The 15,701-nt window shown below is 70.8% G+C and carries 14 protein-coding genes; 7 read left to right on the top strand and 7 right to left on the bottom strand.

What is annotated here, in order from left to right:
• On the top strand, window positions 1-843 hold an 843-nt coding region (locus G6045_RS20055), incomplete at its 5' end, for a DUF4190 domain-containing protein (protein WP_328707835.1).
• 158 nt (window positions 844-1,001) lie between these two features.
• The gene (locus G6045_RS20050) at window positions 1,002-1,220 is read left to right on the top strand and encodes a hypothetical protein (RefSeq protein ID WP_165333385.1); all 219 of its coding nucleotides are present in this window, start codon (window positions 1,002-1,004) and stop codon (window positions 1,218-1,220) included.
• 102 nt (window positions 1,221-1,322) lie between these two features.
• Here the strand turns inward: G6045_RS20050 and G6045_RS20045 are convergent, their stop codons facing one another.
• From G6045_RS20045 to G6045_RS20035, 3 genes are all read right to left on the bottom strand, one after another.
• Window positions 1,323-2,351: an endonuclease/exonuclease/phosphatase family protein gene (locus G6045_RS20045; RefSeq protein WP_165333384.1), complete on the bottom strand. Its 1,029-nt coding sequence runs from the start codon at window positions 2,349-2,351 to the stop codon at window positions 1,323-1,325.
• A gap of 227 nt (window positions 2,352-2,578) precedes the next feature.
• Window positions 2,579-3,196 (bottom strand): TetR/AcrR family transcriptional regulator, encoded by a 618-nt coding sequence (locus tag G6045_RS20040; RefSeq protein WP_165333390.1) that lies wholly within the window; start codon window positions 3,194-3,196, stop codon window positions 2,579-2,581.
• Between the two features lie 85 nt (window positions 3,197-3,281).
• On the bottom strand, window positions 3,282-4,874 hold the full coding sequence (locus G6045_RS20035) for an MFS transporter (RefSeq protein WP_165333383.1): 1,593 nt from the start codon (window positions 4,872-4,874) through the stop codon (window positions 3,282-3,284).
• Between the two features lie 205 nt (window positions 4,875-5,079).
• Here G6045_RS20035 and panB point away from each other — a divergent pair, with 205 nt between their 5' ends.
• The 3 genes from panB (at window position 5,080) to G6045_RS20020 (ending at window position 8,080) form a co-directional block, all read left to right on the top strand.
• Window positions 5,080-5,961 (top strand): 3-methyl-2-oxobutanoate hydroxymethyltransferase, encoded by an 882-nt coding sequence (panB, locus tag G6045_RS20030; RefSeq protein ID WP_165333382.1) that lies wholly within the window; start codon window positions 5,080-5,082, stop codon window positions 5,959-5,961.
• Between the two features lie 239 nt (window positions 5,962-6,200).
• Window positions 6,201-7,232 carry an ATP-binding cassette domain-containing protein gene (locus G6045_RS20025; RefSeq protein WP_165333381.1) on the top strand — a complete coding sequence of 344 codons (1,032 nt, stop codon included), beginning with the start codon at window positions 6,201-6,203 and terminating at the stop codon, window positions 7,230-7,232.
• Window positions 7,229-8,080 carry an ABC transporter permease gene (locus G6045_RS20020; RefSeq protein WP_165333380.1) on the top strand — a complete coding sequence of 284 codons (852 nt, stop codon included), beginning with the start codon at window positions 7,229-7,231 and terminating at the stop codon, window positions 8,078-8,080. The genes G6045_RS20025 and G6045_RS20020 overlap by 4 nt, the downstream gene beginning before the upstream one ends.
• Before the next feature lie 86 nt (window positions 8,081-8,166).
• Here G6045_RS20020 and G6045_RS20015 read toward each other — a convergent pair whose 3' ends face one another.
• On the bottom strand, window positions 8,167-11,637 hold the full coding sequence (locus G6045_RS20015; protein ID WP_165333379.1) for an AfsR/SARP family transcriptional regulator: 3,471 nt from the start codon (window positions 11,635-11,637) through the stop codon (window positions 8,167-8,169).
• Window positions 11,638-11,800: 163 nt separating this feature from the next.
• Between G6045_RS20015 and G6045_RS20010 the strand changes: the two genes are divergently transcribed.
• Window positions 11,801-12,598, top strand: coding sequence for a site-2 protease family protein (locus G6045_RS20010; RefSeq protein WP_165333378.1), 798 nt, complete (start codon window positions 11,801-11,803; stop codon window positions 12,596-12,598).
• Here G6045_RS20010 and G6045_RS20005 read toward each other — a convergent pair.
• The 3 genes from G6045_RS20005 to G6045_RS19995 form a co-directional block, all read right to left on the bottom strand.
• Complete coding sequence (locus tag G6045_RS20005; protein WP_165333377.1) at window positions 12,595-12,777, bottom strand: hypothetical protein; 183 nt, start codon at window positions 12,775-12,777, stop codon at window positions 12,595-12,597. The genes G6045_RS20010 and G6045_RS20005 overlap by 4 nt on opposite strands.
• Before the next feature lie 104 nt (window positions 12,778-12,881).
• Window positions 12,882-13,598 carry an NADPH-dependent F420 reductase gene (gene npdG, locus G6045_RS20000; RefSeq protein ID WP_165333376.1) on the bottom strand — a complete coding sequence of 239 codons (717 nt, stop codon included), beginning with the start codon at window positions 13,596-13,598 and terminating at the stop codon, window positions 12,882-12,884.
• A 90-nt stretch (window positions 13,599-13,688) separates the two neighbouring features.
• Window positions 13,689-14,780 (bottom strand): sialidase family protein, encoded by a 1,092-nt coding sequence (locus G6045_RS19995; RefSeq protein ID WP_165333375.1) that lies wholly within the window; start codon window positions 14,778-14,780, stop codon window positions 13,689-13,691.
• Window positions 14,781-15,044: 264 nt separating this feature from the next.
• Between G6045_RS19995 and G6045_RS19990 the strand changes: the two genes are divergently transcribed.
• The gene (locus G6045_RS19990; protein WP_165333374.1) at window positions 15,045-15,659 is read left to right on the top strand and encodes a hypothetical protein; all 615 of its coding nucleotides are present in this window, start codon (window positions 15,045-15,047) and stop codon (window positions 15,657-15,659) included.
• Window positions 15,660-15,701 lie beyond the last annotated feature (42 nt).

Genomic DNA, 15,701 nt, shown 5'->3' with positions numbered 1-15,701 from the left:
TACCAGGCGTTTCCCCCGCCGCCGCCCGGCCCCGGCTACCCGATGGCCCCGCCCGCGGGCCCGTTCATGCAGCCGCGCAACGGTCTGGGCACGGCCGCCCTCGTCACGGGCATCATCGGCCTCGTCCTCGCGATCACCATCGTGCTGTTCTGGGTCGGCGCGATCCTCGGTGTGCTCGGACTCGTCTTCGGTTTCATAGGCATGGGCCGCGCCCGCCGTGGTGAGGCCACCAACAAGGGCGCCGCGCTCGCCGGTGCGATCACCGGCGGTATCGCCGTGGTCGTCGCCATCGCCGTACTGGCCTTCACCGTGTGGTTCGTCAACGAAGCCGGCGAAGAGCTCGACAAGGCCATCAAGGACGCTTCCTCGTCCGCGCCGAAGGACCCGACCGAAGAGGCCACCGACGCCGGCGAGGAAGCCCCGGCCGACTCCGCGGACTCCGGCGACCCGGCCGCGTTCGGTGACGCATGGGAGTACGAGGACGGCGTCGCGGTCACCGTCTCCGCGCCGAAGGCGTACACGCCGGACCAGTACGCCGCGGGCCACGAGAAGGGCAACAAGGCCTACCAGTTCACGATCACGATCGAGAACGGCAGCAAGGAAAAGCTCGACATCAGCGGCGCCTTCCCCAGCCTGCGTGACGGCAAGGGTTCCGACACCGAGATGATCTTCGACGGCTCCAACGGCACCAAGCCCTTCGAGGGCACGGTCCTGCCCGGCAAGAAGGCCACCGCCAAGTACGCCTTCTCCGTCCCGGTCGGCGCCGAGAAGGAACTCCAGCTGGAGATGAGCCCCGAGATCCTCGAGTACGACGACGCGATCTGGACGGGCTCGGCCAAGTAACTCCCCCACGGGACCACGGGACCACGGGTCCCGGGACCTCGGACCCTACGACGACGGGTCCTTCGGCGCAGGAATCAGGCAGGAATCCGGCTAAGGCGGCCATAAAAGGCTGGCACCTTGGTCAGATCCCCGTTTCCGCACCGAAGGGCCCGTTCGTCATGATTCCGCCGACGTATGTGCCGGCCCTGCGCCACGGCCTCGCGATCGCGGCTCTGGTGCTCGCGGTGGTCGCCGTGATCGCCTCCGTGAGCGGCATCGGCTCCGCCGGCCGTGAGCACCATGCGACGGACCGCGGCACCGAGGTGCATGTGAGCCCCTGCCCACGGGACACGGGCGCCGACACCGGCTTTCACGAGCGGGACATCGTCGTCCCGTAAGTCAGGCTTCGCCGTCGTCCCGTAAGTCAGGCCTCACCGTCATCCCGTAAGTCAGGCCCCGAGGCCGTACGACTCAGGCAGGCCCCAGGACCGTACGAGCCCTCAGAGCTCGACCGAGGCCGCCACCGGCAGGTGATCGCTCCCGGTCTCCGGCAGCGTCCACGACTTCACCGGCTCCATCCCGCGCACCATGATCTGGTCGATCCGCGCCATCGGGAACGACGCCGGCCAGCTGAACCCGAACCCGTCCCCCGCCGCACCCTGCGTGGAGCGCAGCTGGGAGGTGACCGGGGACAGGGCGCGGTCGTTCATGGTGCCGTTGAGGTCGCCGAGCAGGATCAGCTTGCGGACCTTGTCGTCGCGGATCGCGACACCGAGCGCCTCCGCGCTGTTGTCGCGCTGACCGGCCGTGAAGCCGGCGTTCAACTTGACGCGTACGGACGGCAGATGGGCCACGTAGACCGCGAACTCCCCCTTCGGGGACTCGACGGTGGTGCGCAGCGCACGGGTCCAGCCCATCTTGATGTCCACGGACCGGCTGTCGCTGAGCGGGTACTTGCTCCAGACGCCGACGGTGCCCTCGACCGCCCGGTACGGATAGGTCTCGGCAAGGACCTTCTTGTACGTGGGCAGCGCCTCGCCGGTGAGTTCCTCCAGGGCCACCACCTGGGCGCCGGACGCGGCGATCTTGCGGGCGGTGCCCTCGGGGTCGGAGTTCTCGGCGTTGACGTTGTGGGTCGCGACCGTGAGGTCGCCGCCCGCGGAGGACTTGTCGAAGACCAGGCCGCCGAAGAGATTCACCCACACAAGGGCCGGAAGCAGCACGGCGATCAGGGCGGTGGCCGACCTGCGGACCACGGCGAGCACGAGCAGCACCGGCACGAAGAGGCCCAGCCACGGCAGGAAGGTCTCGGTGAGCGAGCCGATGTTGCCGATGCGGTTGGGGATGCGCGAATGCAGCGCCATGATCAGGGCGAGCAGCACCGCGAGGCCCGCGACGACGAGCCCGCGGCGCCAGACGGACCGGTCCCGGAAGCCTCTGCGCCAGTCGTCGAGCAGGCGCCGGACACGGGAGCGGTGCTCAGGACCCGAGCCGCCGGTCCCCGTCTCCGTCATATACGCCTGCGCCATACCGTCGCCTCATTCGCCGTGCACACCGTCCTCGTACCCGTTCGACCCTAGGTGATGGCGGTGCCGTGCCTTGCCGTCACACCTTCAACGGGGAGAGCGTCCCCGGGACGGCCGTACTGCTACGAGGACGGCGGGCGGCGGCGGGCAGTTCCGTCTTACCGCGGGTCACACCCCGCTGTGACGAAACCCGCACATCAGAGGCGTATCGCCGCCGGGAACCAGGGTCCTCAGGTGCGCAGCCCTTCGATCACGGTGTCCACGACGGTCTCGGAGAGGCCGTCGGGCAGGGGCGCGTCGTGGCTGAGGATGGTGCGCGTGAGCAGGGGGCCGGTGAACAGGTCGGCCATCAGCGAGAGGTCGACGTCGCCACGGAGCTCGCCCGACGCGATCCCGCGCTTGAGCACCTGCGTGAGCCGGGCGCGGCGCGTGGCCACGATCTCGGCGTGGTAGAGGTCCCACAGCTGCGGATAGTTCTTGGCCTGGGCGAGCAGGCTCTGCAGCAGCGCCGACGAGCGCTTGGCGAGACCCCGGTGGCGGATCCCTTCGAGGATGACGACGAGATCATCCCGTACGGACTCACCGGGAAGTTCCTGGTCGGGTGCGTCCACCACCCGCATGACCTCGACGAAGAGCTCCTCCTTGCCCTTCCACCGACGGTAGATGGTGGCCTTGCCGACGCCGGCCGTGCGCGCAATGCGCTCGATGGACATGTCACCGAGCGAGACGCCCTCCTCCAGGAGGCGCATCACGCCCTCGATGATGGCCCGTTCGACCGCCTCGCTGCGCGGCCGCCCGCGCACGCCCGGGGACCGGCCCTCCTCGTGCCGTGGTTCCGGCCGGTCCATCGAGCTCATCCGCCGCGCTCCCCTTCTGTGTGCGTACGCGTACGGACCCCTGCGTACGCGTACGCCATTGTCGTGCAGCCGGGAGCTACCGGCCCGCACCCACCGGCTCGGAGGGCTCGGACGGCGCGTTCTCGTCCTTCGGCGGGCGGCCCGGCAGGAACAGGGCGACCACCACGACACCGATCAGGGCGACGCCCGCTCCGCACAGGGCGGTGATGTGCATCGCGTCGAGGAAGGCGTTGTAGGCCGGGGCGACGAGCGCTTCGCCGCGTTCGCCGAGCGAGCGTGCGACGCCGAGCGTCGCCTCGATCGACTCGCCGGCCGCGTGCTGCGCCTCGGGCGGCAGCGCGGTGAGGTGGCCTTCGATGCTCGAGCGGTACGAGGCGGAGAGCACCGAGCCGAGGATCGCGATCCCGAGCGCACCGCCGACCTGACGGAAGGTGTTGCTGAGCGCGGAGGCCGAACCGGCCTTCTCGCGCGGCAGGGCCTGCATGATGACCACGCTCACCGGGGTCATGATGTGCGCCATCCCCGCGCCCATCAGGAAGAAGATCACTTCGAGCAGCCAGATCGGGGTGTCCGCGTCCAGGGTCGCGAACGCGGCGAGCGTCGCGGCGATCACCAGGAGCCCCGCGGTGCACACGGCACGGTTGCCGAAGCGGTCGACGACGAGCCGGGCGCGCGGCGCGAAGATCAACTGGGCGGCGGCCAGCGGGATCAGGAGCAGACCGCTCTGCAGCGGGCTGTATCCGCGCACGCTCTGCAGATAGAAGACGGAGAAGAAGGTGACGCCCATCATCGCGAAGAAGACCAGGGCGATGGCGCCGATCGCGGCGGAGAACACCTTGTTCTTGAAGTAGGTGATGTCGATGGACGGGTGGTCGCTGCGCTTTTGGTGCAGCACGAACAGGATGAGCACGACGACCCCGGCGGCCATGGTGGCGAGCACCAGCGGGTCCGCGAAGTCGGCGATACGGCCGCCCTCGATGATCCCGTAGACGAGCAGCACGAGACCGAGGATCGACAGGAGCACACCGAGCGGGTCGATACGGCCCGGGCTCGGGTCCTTGGAGTCCGGCACGAGCACGATCATCAGGACCAGCGCGAGCGCGACGATCGGCACGTTGATCAGGAACACCGAGCCCCACCAGAAGTGGTCGAGCAGCAGTCCCCCGGTGATGGGGCCGATCGCGATCGCGAGACCGACACCGGCGGCCCAGATGCCGATGGCCTTGGGCTGCTCCTCGCGTTCGAAGACGTTCATCAGGATCGCGAGCGTCGCGGGCATCACGAAGGCGGCGCCCAGACCCATCACGGCACGGAACACGATGAGCATCGCCGGCGATCCGGACTCGGCCGCGAGCAGCGAGCCGGCGCCGAACACGACAAGACCGGCGAGCAGCATCCTCTTGCGCCCGAGCCGGTCGCCGAGCAGTCCGGCGGTGAACAGCATGCCGGCGAAGACCAGCGTGTAGGAGTTGATCGCCCACTCCAACTCGCCCTGACTGGCGCCGAGTCCGGTGGGTTCGGGTTCGGAGATGGTCTTGACCGCGACGTTCAGGATCGAGTTGTCGAGCACCACGATCAGCAGGCTGAGCATCAGAACGCCGAGAATCGCCCAGCGGCGCCGGTGGACTGCTTCCGGTATGCGGGGTGGTGTGGCGGGAGTCGTCGTCATACGGACGAGCGTAGACCCATTTCGATACGACACCGTCTCGTATTGGAAAGTCTTAAGGAGTCTTTACCCGGTACGGGCCCGTGCGTGAGGGCCGTGAGGCGGGCTCAAGGGGTGCCCTAGCCCCGACCGCCCCCGGGATGCCACCATGGGAGGTGATCCGGGGACGCCGTGAGGGCGCCTCGAGATGACTGAAGGAGCCGTTGCCATGACGCAGTTCTCGGCTGCCCAGACGCCTGCCCCGCAGCAGGCGGTATCCGACAGCAGCAAGGCGCTGTACGGGGGCAAGTCCAACCGCCGTGTCACCGTCCGCGATCTGATCGCCGCCAAGGAGCGCGGCGAGAAGTGGCCCATGCTCACCGCGTACGACGCGATGACCGCCTCCGTCTTCGACGAGGCCGGCGTACCCGTCCTGCTCGTCGGCGACTCGATGGGCAACTGCCACCTCGGGTACGACACCACCGTCCCCGTCACGCTCGACGAGATGACCATGCTCTCGGCGGCGGTCGTACGGGGCACCTCGCGCGCCCTGGTCGTCGGCGACCTGCCGTTCGGCTCGTATCAGGAGGGCCCGGTGCAGGCGCTGCGCTCGGCGACCCGGCTGGTCAAGGAGGCCGGCGTCGGGGCCGTGAAGCTGGAGGGCGGCGAGCGCTCGCTCGCGCAGACCGAGCTCCTCGTGCAGTCCGGCATCCCCGTGATGTCCCACCTGGGCCTGACCCCGCAGTCCGTGAACACCATGGGCTACCGGGTGCAGGGCCGCGGCGACGAGGACGCCCACCGGCTGCTTCGCGACGCGAAGGCGGCTCAGGACGCCGGCGCGTTCGCACTCGTCCTGGAGCTGGTACCGGCCGAGCTCGCGGCCGAGGTCAGCCGCTCGCTGCACATCCCGACCGTCGGCATCGGCGCGGGTCCCGAATGCGACGCGCAGGTCCTCGTCTACACCGACATGATGGGCCTGACCTCCGGCAAGATGCCGCGCTTCGTGAAGCAGTACGCGGATCTGCGGGCGCAGATGGTGCGCGCCGCGCAGGAGTTCTCCGAGGAGGTCGTGGGCGGCACGTTCCCGCGCGAGGAGCACAGCTTCCACTAGGTCGGCACCACCCAGCCCCGCCGGCGTTTGAGGCGATCCGAACGAAGTTCGGATGCGGGGTCTGGGGCGAAGCCCCCCACGCGGCGGAGACGCAAATGTCACAGGCGGGAAGGGGCGGGTAGGGGAAAAGGCGACCCCACCCGCCCCCACCTGCACGTATAGGCATCCTGTCGGCCACCGACAACAGCTGTCGGCACCGTGTCGGTGCCCTGTCGGTGGGCACCCCAAACCTTGGGGACATGACGCGATCCGACAAGAACTCGATCCCCGGCGGCAGCGCCGTCACCGTGCGAGGACTGGTCAAGCACTACGGCGGTCCTCAAGGAACACGAGCGCTCGACGGCGTCGACCTCGACGTCCGTGAAGGCACCGTCCTCGGTGTGCTCGGCCCGAACGGGGCCGGCAAGACCACCCTCGTACGAGTCCTCTCCACCCTCATCCAGCCCGACGCGGGCTCGGCCTTCGTGGCCGGGTACGACGTCCTCACCCAGCCCCGGCAGCTGCGCCGCAAGATCGGCCTGACCGGTCAGTACGCCTCGGTCGACGAGAAGCTCTCCGGCTTCGAGAACCTGTACATGATCGGGCGGCTGCTCGATCTGTCCAGGGCCGGCGCCAAGAAGCGGGCGAACGACCTGCTCGAGCGCTTCTCCCTCACCGACGCCGCCAAGCGCACCGCCGGCACGTACTCCGGCGGTATGCGCCGCCGTCTCGACCTGGCCGCCTCGATGATCGGCCAGCCCGCCGTCCTCTACCTGGACGAGCCGACCACCGGTCTCGACCCCCGTACCCGCAACGAGGTGTGGACCGAGGTCAAGCGCATGGTCGGCGAGGGCGTGACCGTCCTGCTCACCACCCAGTACATGGAGGAGGCCGAGCAGCTGGCCTCCGAGCTCACCGTGATCGACCGTGGCCGGATCATCGCCGAGGGCGGGATCTCCGAGCTCAAGGCGAAGGTCGGCGGCCGCACCCTGCGCATCCGCCCGGCCGATCCTCTGCAGCTGCGCACGATGGCCGCCGACCTGGACGCCTCGGGCCTGACCGGCCTCGCCACGGCGACCGTCGACGCCGAGACCGGCACCGTGATCGTGCCCGTGCAGAGCGATGAGCAGCTCACCGCGATCGTCGGCCATCTGGCCGCCGCCGGTTTCGCGCTCGCCGACATCGCCACCGAACTGCCCAGCCTGGACGAGGTGTTCCTCTCGCTGACCGGCCAGAAGGCCAGTGCTCCGCAGGACGCGCCCGCCCGTGAACTCGAGGAGGCCGCCGTATGAGCACCGCAACCCTCAACAAGCCCGAATCGCTCGACCAACCGCCTCTGCACGCCGGAGAGGCCGACGGCCGCATCGGACTGCGGGCCAACCTGCGCCACACCGGAGCCCTGATCCGCCGCAACCTGCTGTGGATCAAGAAGGACCCGGAGTCGATGTTCGACGCCCTCCTGATGCCGGTCGTCTTCACCCTGCTCTTCGTGTACGTCTTCGGCGGCTCGATCGGCAAGGCCATGGGCGGCGGCCAGGACGCCTACGTCCAGTACGTGATCCCCGGCATGCTCGCGATGATGTCGATGTCGATCGCCCAGGCCGTCGGCACCGGCTTCAACGAGGACTTCCACAAGGGCATCATGGACCGCTTCCGGTCCCTGCCCATCGGCCGCGGCTCGGTCCTGTTCGCGAAGATCTCCGTCGAGATCATGCGGCAGCTGATCGCCATCGCCGTCCTGATGCTCGTCGCGGTCCTCGTGGGCTTCGACATCGAGAGCTGGCCCGGTCTGTTCGCGGCTGTCGGGCTCTCGGTGCTCTTCGGCTCCGCCGTGATGTGGATCTTCCTGGTGCTCGGTGTGACCCTGAAGAGCCCCCAGTCCGTGCAGGCCCTCGGCTTCCTGGTGATGATGCCGCTGCAGTTCGGCTCGTCGATCTTCACCCCGACGCAGAACATGCCGGGCTGGCTGCAGAACTTCACCGAGTACAACCCGATGTCCGGTCTCGCGGACGCGGCCCGCGGCCTGATGACCACCGGCCACCCGGTCGCCCACGGCCTGTGGGTGACGCTGGCCTGGACGGTCGGACTGACCGTGGTCATGGCTCCGTACGCCATCTACAAGTTCGCGAAGAAGAGCTGATGCGCAGCGCCCCACAGACCTGATCCGTCTCCGGTCGGATCGCGTCTGAGCGGCACGGATCAGTAACCCTGAGCTGCGACAGCGGCTCAGAGCAAGGCGGCGGCCTCCTCCACGGAGAGGCCGCCGCCTTCCGCGTGCTCCCGCTCGTACACCTCGTCGCTGAGCCGCGTACGCACCAGCGCCTCCGCGTCCGCGCGCATCTCCCGCTCGAACAGCGGCGATACGTGCAGGGGCGGCCGGTGCGCGTCGGACACCCCGAGCAGCCGGGCCCCGACGCGAGCACGCTCCTCGCCACCGAGGCCGGCCAACGCCTTGGCCGCGAGGGCCAGATGGTTCGCGGTCAGCTGTGGCATGACCATCTGCGACATCGGCTCCATCGCATGGGCGAGGGCGCTGCGCGCATGGCCGACCGCGGACGCGTAGTCGCCGTCCACCGTGTCGAGCCAGCCGAGCATCCCGTCCAGCATGCCGCGGAACATCACGATGGGCCCGGACAGGAACTGGTCGCGCAGCCAGGACAGATGCTGCCGCGCCTCCTCGGTCCGGCCGGTGCGGCCCAGATGCAGCGCGAAGTAGAGCCGGGCGAAGGCCTGCGCCTCGCTGAGCGCGGGATCGGCTTCTTCGATGATGTCGCGCAGGATGCGTTCGGCCTCGTCGCCGCGGCCGAGTTCGACGAGCGCACCGCCGGCGAGACGGGACTTGAGCACCATCACCTGGGTGTGTGCGCCGATGCGTTCGGCCCGTTCGATGGCGTCCCGGTAGTCGTCGACGGCCCGCTCGAACTCGCCCTGCCGCTCCCAGGCCTCACCGCGCGCGGACAGCGCCTCGGCCTGGCCCCATACGTCGCCGAGTTCGCCGTAGATCGCGAGCGCCTCGTCGGCGTTGGCCGCGGCGTCGACGGACCATTCGCTGCGGTTGGCGAGGATGTTGGCGCGCATCTGGAGCGCTCCGGCGAGCTCCCAGCGGAAGCCGAACTCGCGGCAGGCGCGCACCTGTTGAGCACTGAGCTCCAGGACGTCGAAGGGTTCACCGCTCAAAAGTCTTGCGAAGAACCAGATCGAGCCGGGCATACGGCAGGTCTGCGGCATGCCCGGCCGGTACGTCTCCACGACGGCGCTCAGGAAGTCCCGCTCGTCACCGCCGGCCACGCCTGACCACAGGTCGTGACCGTGGTCCATCGTGGCCACCTGGATCAGCCGGGCCCCGCGCCGCGCCTCCGCGAACACCTCGGGGCTCATCGGCGGCGGCGCGTCCGTGCACCGCTCGTACACGTCGGGGGCGGGGGTCACGGGGTGCGTGAAGGGTTCGGGGCCCAGCTGCACCGCGGCGGCCGACCAGTGCTGCGCCTCGGCCCGCTGGTCGCGCATCTGCCAGTACCAGCACAGGGAGTGCACCAGGCACAGGGCCTCGTGCTCGTCGCGCAGCGCGATGGAGCGGCGCAGGGCGGTGCGCAGGTTCTCGTACTCGGTCTCGATCAGCTCGATGGCCTCGAACTGGCGGCTTGTGCGCAGCAACGGGTCGGTGGTGCGGGCGAGTTCGCGGTAGTGCACGAGATGGGCCCGCGCGGCGAGCGCCCGCTCCCCCGCCTCGTCGAGACGCTCGGCGGCGTACTCGGCGACCGTCTCCAGGAGCCGGTAGCGCATCTCGCCGCCTCCCGAAGGGGCCGCCACCACAAGGGACTTGTCGACCAGCGAGCCGAGCAGATCGGTGACGTCGCGCCGGTCCACCATGAGGTGCAGATGGCACGCGGCGTCCCCGTCCGTCTCGGGCACGGCCCCGCACACGGCCTCGGCGGCGCTCAGGTCGCAGCCGCGCGCGAACACCGACAGCCTGCGCAGCACGGCCCGTTCCGGGTCGTCGAGCAGGTCCCAGGACCAGTCCACGACGGCCCGCAGGGTCTGCTGGCGCGGCAGGACCGTACGGCTGCCGCCGGTCAGCAGGCGGAAGCGGTCGTCGAGCCGGTCGGCGATCTGGCGCGGGGTGAGCATCCGCAGCCGGGCCGCGGCGAGCTCGATGGCGAGCGGCTGACCGTCGAGGCGACGGCAGATCTCCTCGGCCGCCGCGCGGTCCTCGTCGACCGTGAAACCGGGCCGGGCGGCCGCCCCGCGCTCGCCGAGCAGCCGCAGCGCCTTGGCTTCGGGCAGCGGCCCGAGCGGCCGCACCAACTCGCCCGGTACGCCCAGGGGTTCACGGCTCGTCGCGAGCACCGTCAGACCGGGGCAGCGGGCCAGCAGATACGCCAGCATGTCGGCGGCGGCGCCGATCACATGCTCACAGTTGTCGAGGACGAGCAGCAGCTCGCGCCGCGCGCAGTGTTCCACCAGGCGTACGAGGGGGTCCTGGCCGCTGCGGTCCACGGACCGCAGCTCCTCGGCACCGGCCCCGTACAGGACGGTCTCGCGCGCGCCGAGCGCCGTGAGCACCGCTTCCGGTACGGCCTCGGGGTCGGCGTCCGCGCTCACGGGCGCGAGCTCGGCGAGCCAGACGCCGTCGCGGAAGCCGAGCCCGTCGGCGGCCTCCTGCGACAGCCGGGTCTTTCCGGCACCGCCGGGACCGAGCAGGGTGACAAGGCGGGCCCCGGCGAGGTCGCCGCGGATCGCCTCGAGCTCGGGCTCGCGGCCGACGAAGGAGGTGAGGCGGGCGCGGAGGTTGCCCTTGCGAGGGGCGGGCTCGGCTGCCGCTCGGCCGGGCGCCTGTGCGGCGGCCGGCCCGGCGGACGGTCCCGCGGCGGCGGACTGCCCGGCGATGGCGGCCGGATGCCCGGCGGTCACGGCCGGCGGCCGGCCACCGGCCCCGGGTTCCGCACGGACCTCCGCAGCGGGCAGCGGCGCCGGGTCGAGCAACTCGGCGTGCAGCGCCCGCAGTTCGGGCCCCGGGTCCGCGCCGAGCTGATCGGCGAGCCGCTCCCGTACGTCCTCATAGGCGGCCAGCGCCTCGGCCGCGCGCCCCGCGTCGCGCAGCGCCCGCAGCCGCAGGGCCTGGAGCGGTTCGTCCAGCGGGTGGGCCTCGGCAAGGGCGGCCAGCTCCGGCAGGAGCTGCTCGGCGCGACCGAGCGCGAGCGCCGCCGTGAAGCGTCCGCGGCGCGCTTCCAGACGTCTGGCCTCCCAGCGGGGAGCCTCGCTGTCCCGGCCCGGCAGATCCGCCAGCGCCGGACCACGCCACAGGGCAAGGCCCTCGTCGAACAGGGCCAGCGCCTTGACCGGATCACCGTCGGCCAGGGCATTGGCCCCCTCGGAGGCCAGCCGCTCGAAGCGGTACGCGTCCACGTCCTCGTGCTCGACGGTCAACCGGTAGCCGCCCGGGCCGAGTTCGACCGCGTCCGCACCCAGGCCCCGCCGCAGCCGGCCGACCAGCGCCTGCAGCGCACCGGCGGCATCGGCGGGCGGCTCCCCGCCCCACACCTCGTCCACGAGCCGCCCGATCGCGACGGCACGCCCCGGCGTGAGCGCGAGCACCGTGAGCAGCGCCCGCAGCCGGGCGCCGCCCAAGGTCACGGCGGTGCCGTCGGGACGATGGGCCTGGGTGGTGCCGAGGACGGAATAGCGCACGTGAGCCATTCTCCCTTGTACGGCGCGGGGACCCGCGCCGCCCTTGCCCGTCCCTTGGCCAACGCTTGCCCGGCCCTTGTGCGGCAGGAACCCCGCACGCCTACGATCCGTTGCCCTCACGTCACCGATAGCGTCGTACCGTACCCATCAGCTGACGGCAGGAGCCCGGCCCATGACCACCGCCATCCGGCGCAGCGACCGGCGGATCAGTCCCGTCTTCCTCGGCATCGTGGCCGTGACGGCCGCGGGCGGCTGGGCGGCGTGGACGGGGTTCGCGGACAACCCCGGGGTCGCCGTCTTCGTGTTCGTCACGGGTGCGTGGATCGTGTCGCTGTGTCTGCACGAGTACGCGCACGCCAGGACCGCGCTGCACAGCGGCGACATCTCGATCGGCGCCAAGGGCTACCTCACGCTCAATCCGCTGAAATACACCCATGCGCTGCTCAGCATCGTCCTGCCCGTCCTCTTCGTGATCATGGGCGGGCTCGGTCTTCCGGGCGGTGCGGTGTTCATCGAGCGCGGGCGGATCCAGGGGCGCTGGAAGCACAGTCTGATCTCGGCCGCGGGGCCGCTCACCAACGTGCTGTTCGCGATCGTGTGCACGGCGCCGTTCTGGCTGGACGCGCTCGACGGGGTGCCGCTCGTCTTCCGGTACGCGCTGGCGTTCCTCGCCCTGCTCCAGGTGACGGCCGCGCTCCTGAACTTCCTGCCGGTCCCTGGACTCGACGGCTACGGCGTGATCGAGCCGTGGCTCTCGTACAAGATCCGGCGCCAGGTGGAGCCCTTCGCACCGTTCGGGCTGCTCGCCGTGTTCGGTGTGCTGTGGATCCCGGAGGTCAACGTGGCCTTCTTCGACCTGATCGACTCGCTGCTCGGCGTGCTCGGGATCGAGGAGTTCGAGTCGTACTGCGGGCAGAACCTCTACCGCTTCTGGGCCGAGGAGAACCCCGGGTGCCAGATCGGCGGCTAGCCCGCGACCGGTCCGCGCCGGGCGCGGCCCTTCTTGAAGTAGTACCAGGTCATGTTCGAGGACAGACCGGCGATCAGGACCCAGATGATCCCGAGCAGGCTGCCCTGCCAGAAGGAGACGACGGCCGCGGCCACGGCGAGGACGCAGACGATCAGCGCGTACAGAGCGAGGCGGGGCATGGGGACGGCTCCTGTCGGGTGTCGCATTCGGTGCTACGCCGACCAGTGTCCCCCATGCCCCGCCTCTTTCCGTACGGGCATCCCGGCAGCGGCCCGGGCGGGGCTCAGATGTCCGTGACGCGCAGTCCGGCGTGTGCCTTGTAGCGGCGGTTCACCGAGATCAGGTTCGCCACGAGCGCCTCGACCTGGTGGGCGTTGCGCAGCCGCCCGGCGAAGACGCCGCGCATGCCCGGGATGCGGCCGGCCAGGGCCTGCACGATGTCGGTGTCGGCGCGTACCTCGCCGAGCACCATCACATCGGTGTCGATCTCCTCGACCGACTCGTCCTGGAGCAGGACCGCCGAGAGATGGTGGAAGGCGGCCGTGACCCGGGACTCGGGCAGCAGGGCGGCGGCCTGCTCGGCGGCGCTGCCCTCCTCGACCTTGAGCGCGTACGCGCCCTTCTTGTCGAAGCCGAGCGGGTTGACGCAGTCCACGACGAGCTTGCCCGCAAGGTCCTCGCGCAGCGCCTCGAGGGTCTTGGCGTGGCCCTCCCACGGCACGGCGACGATCACGATGTCGCTGCGCCGGGCGCACTCGGCGTTGTCGGCGCCCTCGATGCCGAGTCCGAGTTCGTCGGCGGCGGTCTGCGCGCGGTCCGCGGCGCGGGAGCCGATGATCACCTTCTGGCCGGCGCGGGCGAGCCGGTAGGCGAGACCGCGGCCCTGGTCCCCGGTGCCGCCGAGCACACCGACGACGAGGCCGGATACGTCCGGCAGCTCCCAGGGATCCTTGGCGGGGGCCTTCGCGGGCGCTGCCGCAGGGGCATCATTCGTAGTCATGGCGCTGACGATACTTGCTGGTAACGGCCTGTTGAGTTCCGGCCGTACGTGCTATCTCTTCGGCCCATATGTGCCACCGCCGCGGCCCTGCTACGGAAGGACGCGGGTGAGCGGTATCCGCCGAAAGGTGATCGTCTCGTACGCGCCGAAGTCCCCGGTCTCGTAGAGGAGACCGAGGGTGTCCGCGTCGATCCGTACGAGATCGGAGTACGCGGCGGGGACCCCGCTCACGGTGTGCGTGGCCCGCCAGGTGGAGCCGTTGTCGGTGCTGGCGCGGATCGTCATCAGGGCGCGGTGGCCGGGGTCCGCGGGGCCGGAGTAGAGCAGCGGGCCGTCGTCAAGCTGGAGTACGGAGCCCTCGACGACGGGGCCGGTGAGGCAGGCCTGCGGCCGGAAGGCCTTGACGAGGGTCTCGCCGCCGTCCTTGGACCAGGCCTCGGCGCGGTTGCCGGGGGCGGGCGAGTCGTTGCGGGTGTTGAAGTAGACGCGACCGTCCGGGAGTTGGGCGGCGGTGGTCTCGTTCACGTTGATGAGGCCGATCGCGCCTTCTTCGTGCCCGTCCACGTAGCCGATCCGCCAGTTCTGTCCGCGGTCGTCGCTGAGCAGGCAGTGGCCGCCGTTGTAGTGCCCTTCGGTGCCGTCGTCGCCGGAGCCGGCCGCGGGCGGCAGCGAGTGGTTCGCGGGGACGACGATCCGGCCGGACGCGAGCTGGATCGCATGGCCCGGCGTGGTCGCGTACCAGCGCCAACTCGCCCTCTTGGTCTGCGCGGTGATCTCCCGCGGGCTGGACCAGGTGAGCCCGTCGTCGTCGCTGTGCATCACGTACACGCGGCGGCCCTCGGCGGCCGGGACCTGTCCGCGGCGGATCCGGGCCTCGGTCGCGCCGCCCGCGTTGCGGACGTGGACGAGCAGGACGCGGCCGTCGGCGAGGGCCACGGGGGCCGGGTTGCCCGCGAGGTGGTCGGCGTTGCGGGCGACGACGGCGAGCGGGCTCCAGGTGCGGCCGCCGTCGGTGGAGCGCTTGAGGACGATGTCGATGTTGCCGGCGTCGGACGCGGAGGCGACCCGGCCTTCGCAGAAGGCGAGCAGCGTGCCTGCCCGGCTGCCCACCACGGCGGGGATACGGAAACTGGCATAGCCCTCGCGGCCGCCGCGGAACGGAACGGACACCTCGCTCGCCATCAGGCCCCCTGGTCTGTACGTCCGGGCCACCGACGCTCTCAAGGCGAGCGGAACGAGGGGTGAACGGCCGGAAACCGTACGGGTGTCGGCGGTACACGGCCCGTCAGCCGCACGAGGCGCGTACGAGTGTTGGCCGTACACGGTCAGTTGCACGCACGAGTTCCGTACGCCCGTACGACCCTACGCCACCCGCCGTCGACCGCTCGGGAGACAGATACGCCGAACCCGCCTGCGCCCCACCCCACTTGGGGCAGTATGCGATCCATGGACGCCGTCAGGGTCGCGCTGCTGCGCGAAGTGCTCGCCGGTACGGAGTGGCCGTCCGCCACCCGCCGTTTCGCCGCTTCCCTGCGCGGCTCGGTCGTGCCGCACGGCGGCGGGCTTCTCCTGGTCGGCACCGAGGAGTACGAGCCGTGGCATCTGGCCGCCCACCTCGTGGACGAGGCGGCCTGGTCGGGCACGCCGGAGCTGACGCCGACGCTCGTACGGCATCAGGTGCACGCCTCGGATCCCGCGCACCTGTCGGTCGGCCTGGGCAGGATCGAGGCGGCCCGCAGCGGCGAGACGCTCCTGGTGGTGGCCCCGGACACCCCCGGCGAGGGGCTGCTCTCGCGCGTGCACGACGCGCGGCGGGCGGGGGCCACGGTCCTGGCGCTCGACACGGGCGGGGACGAAATGCCCTCGCTGGCCCATGAGTTGCTGAGCGTGCCGCCCTCGCGCGAGCTGAACCTGGACACGGTGCAGCATCTGGTCAGCGCGGCCGCGGGCGAGAACTGTCTGCCGTCGGCGGCCCCCAGCCTGCGCTCGGGCCGCCGGCTGCGCGACCGGCTCTCCCGCCTGGCCGACCAGCTGACGGCGCCGCCGCCGGCGCGCTGGTGAACGCGGACCGGCGGGGCGTCACAAGCACCCCGCCCATCCCGT

It is taken from the genome of Streptomyces mesophilus (assembly GCF_011044995.1).
Lineage (GTDB): Bacteria > Actinomycetota > Actinomycetes > Streptomycetales > Streptomycetaceae > Streptomyces > Streptomyces mesophilus.
This window is presented reverse-complemented; position numbering and strand designations above follow the sequence as displayed.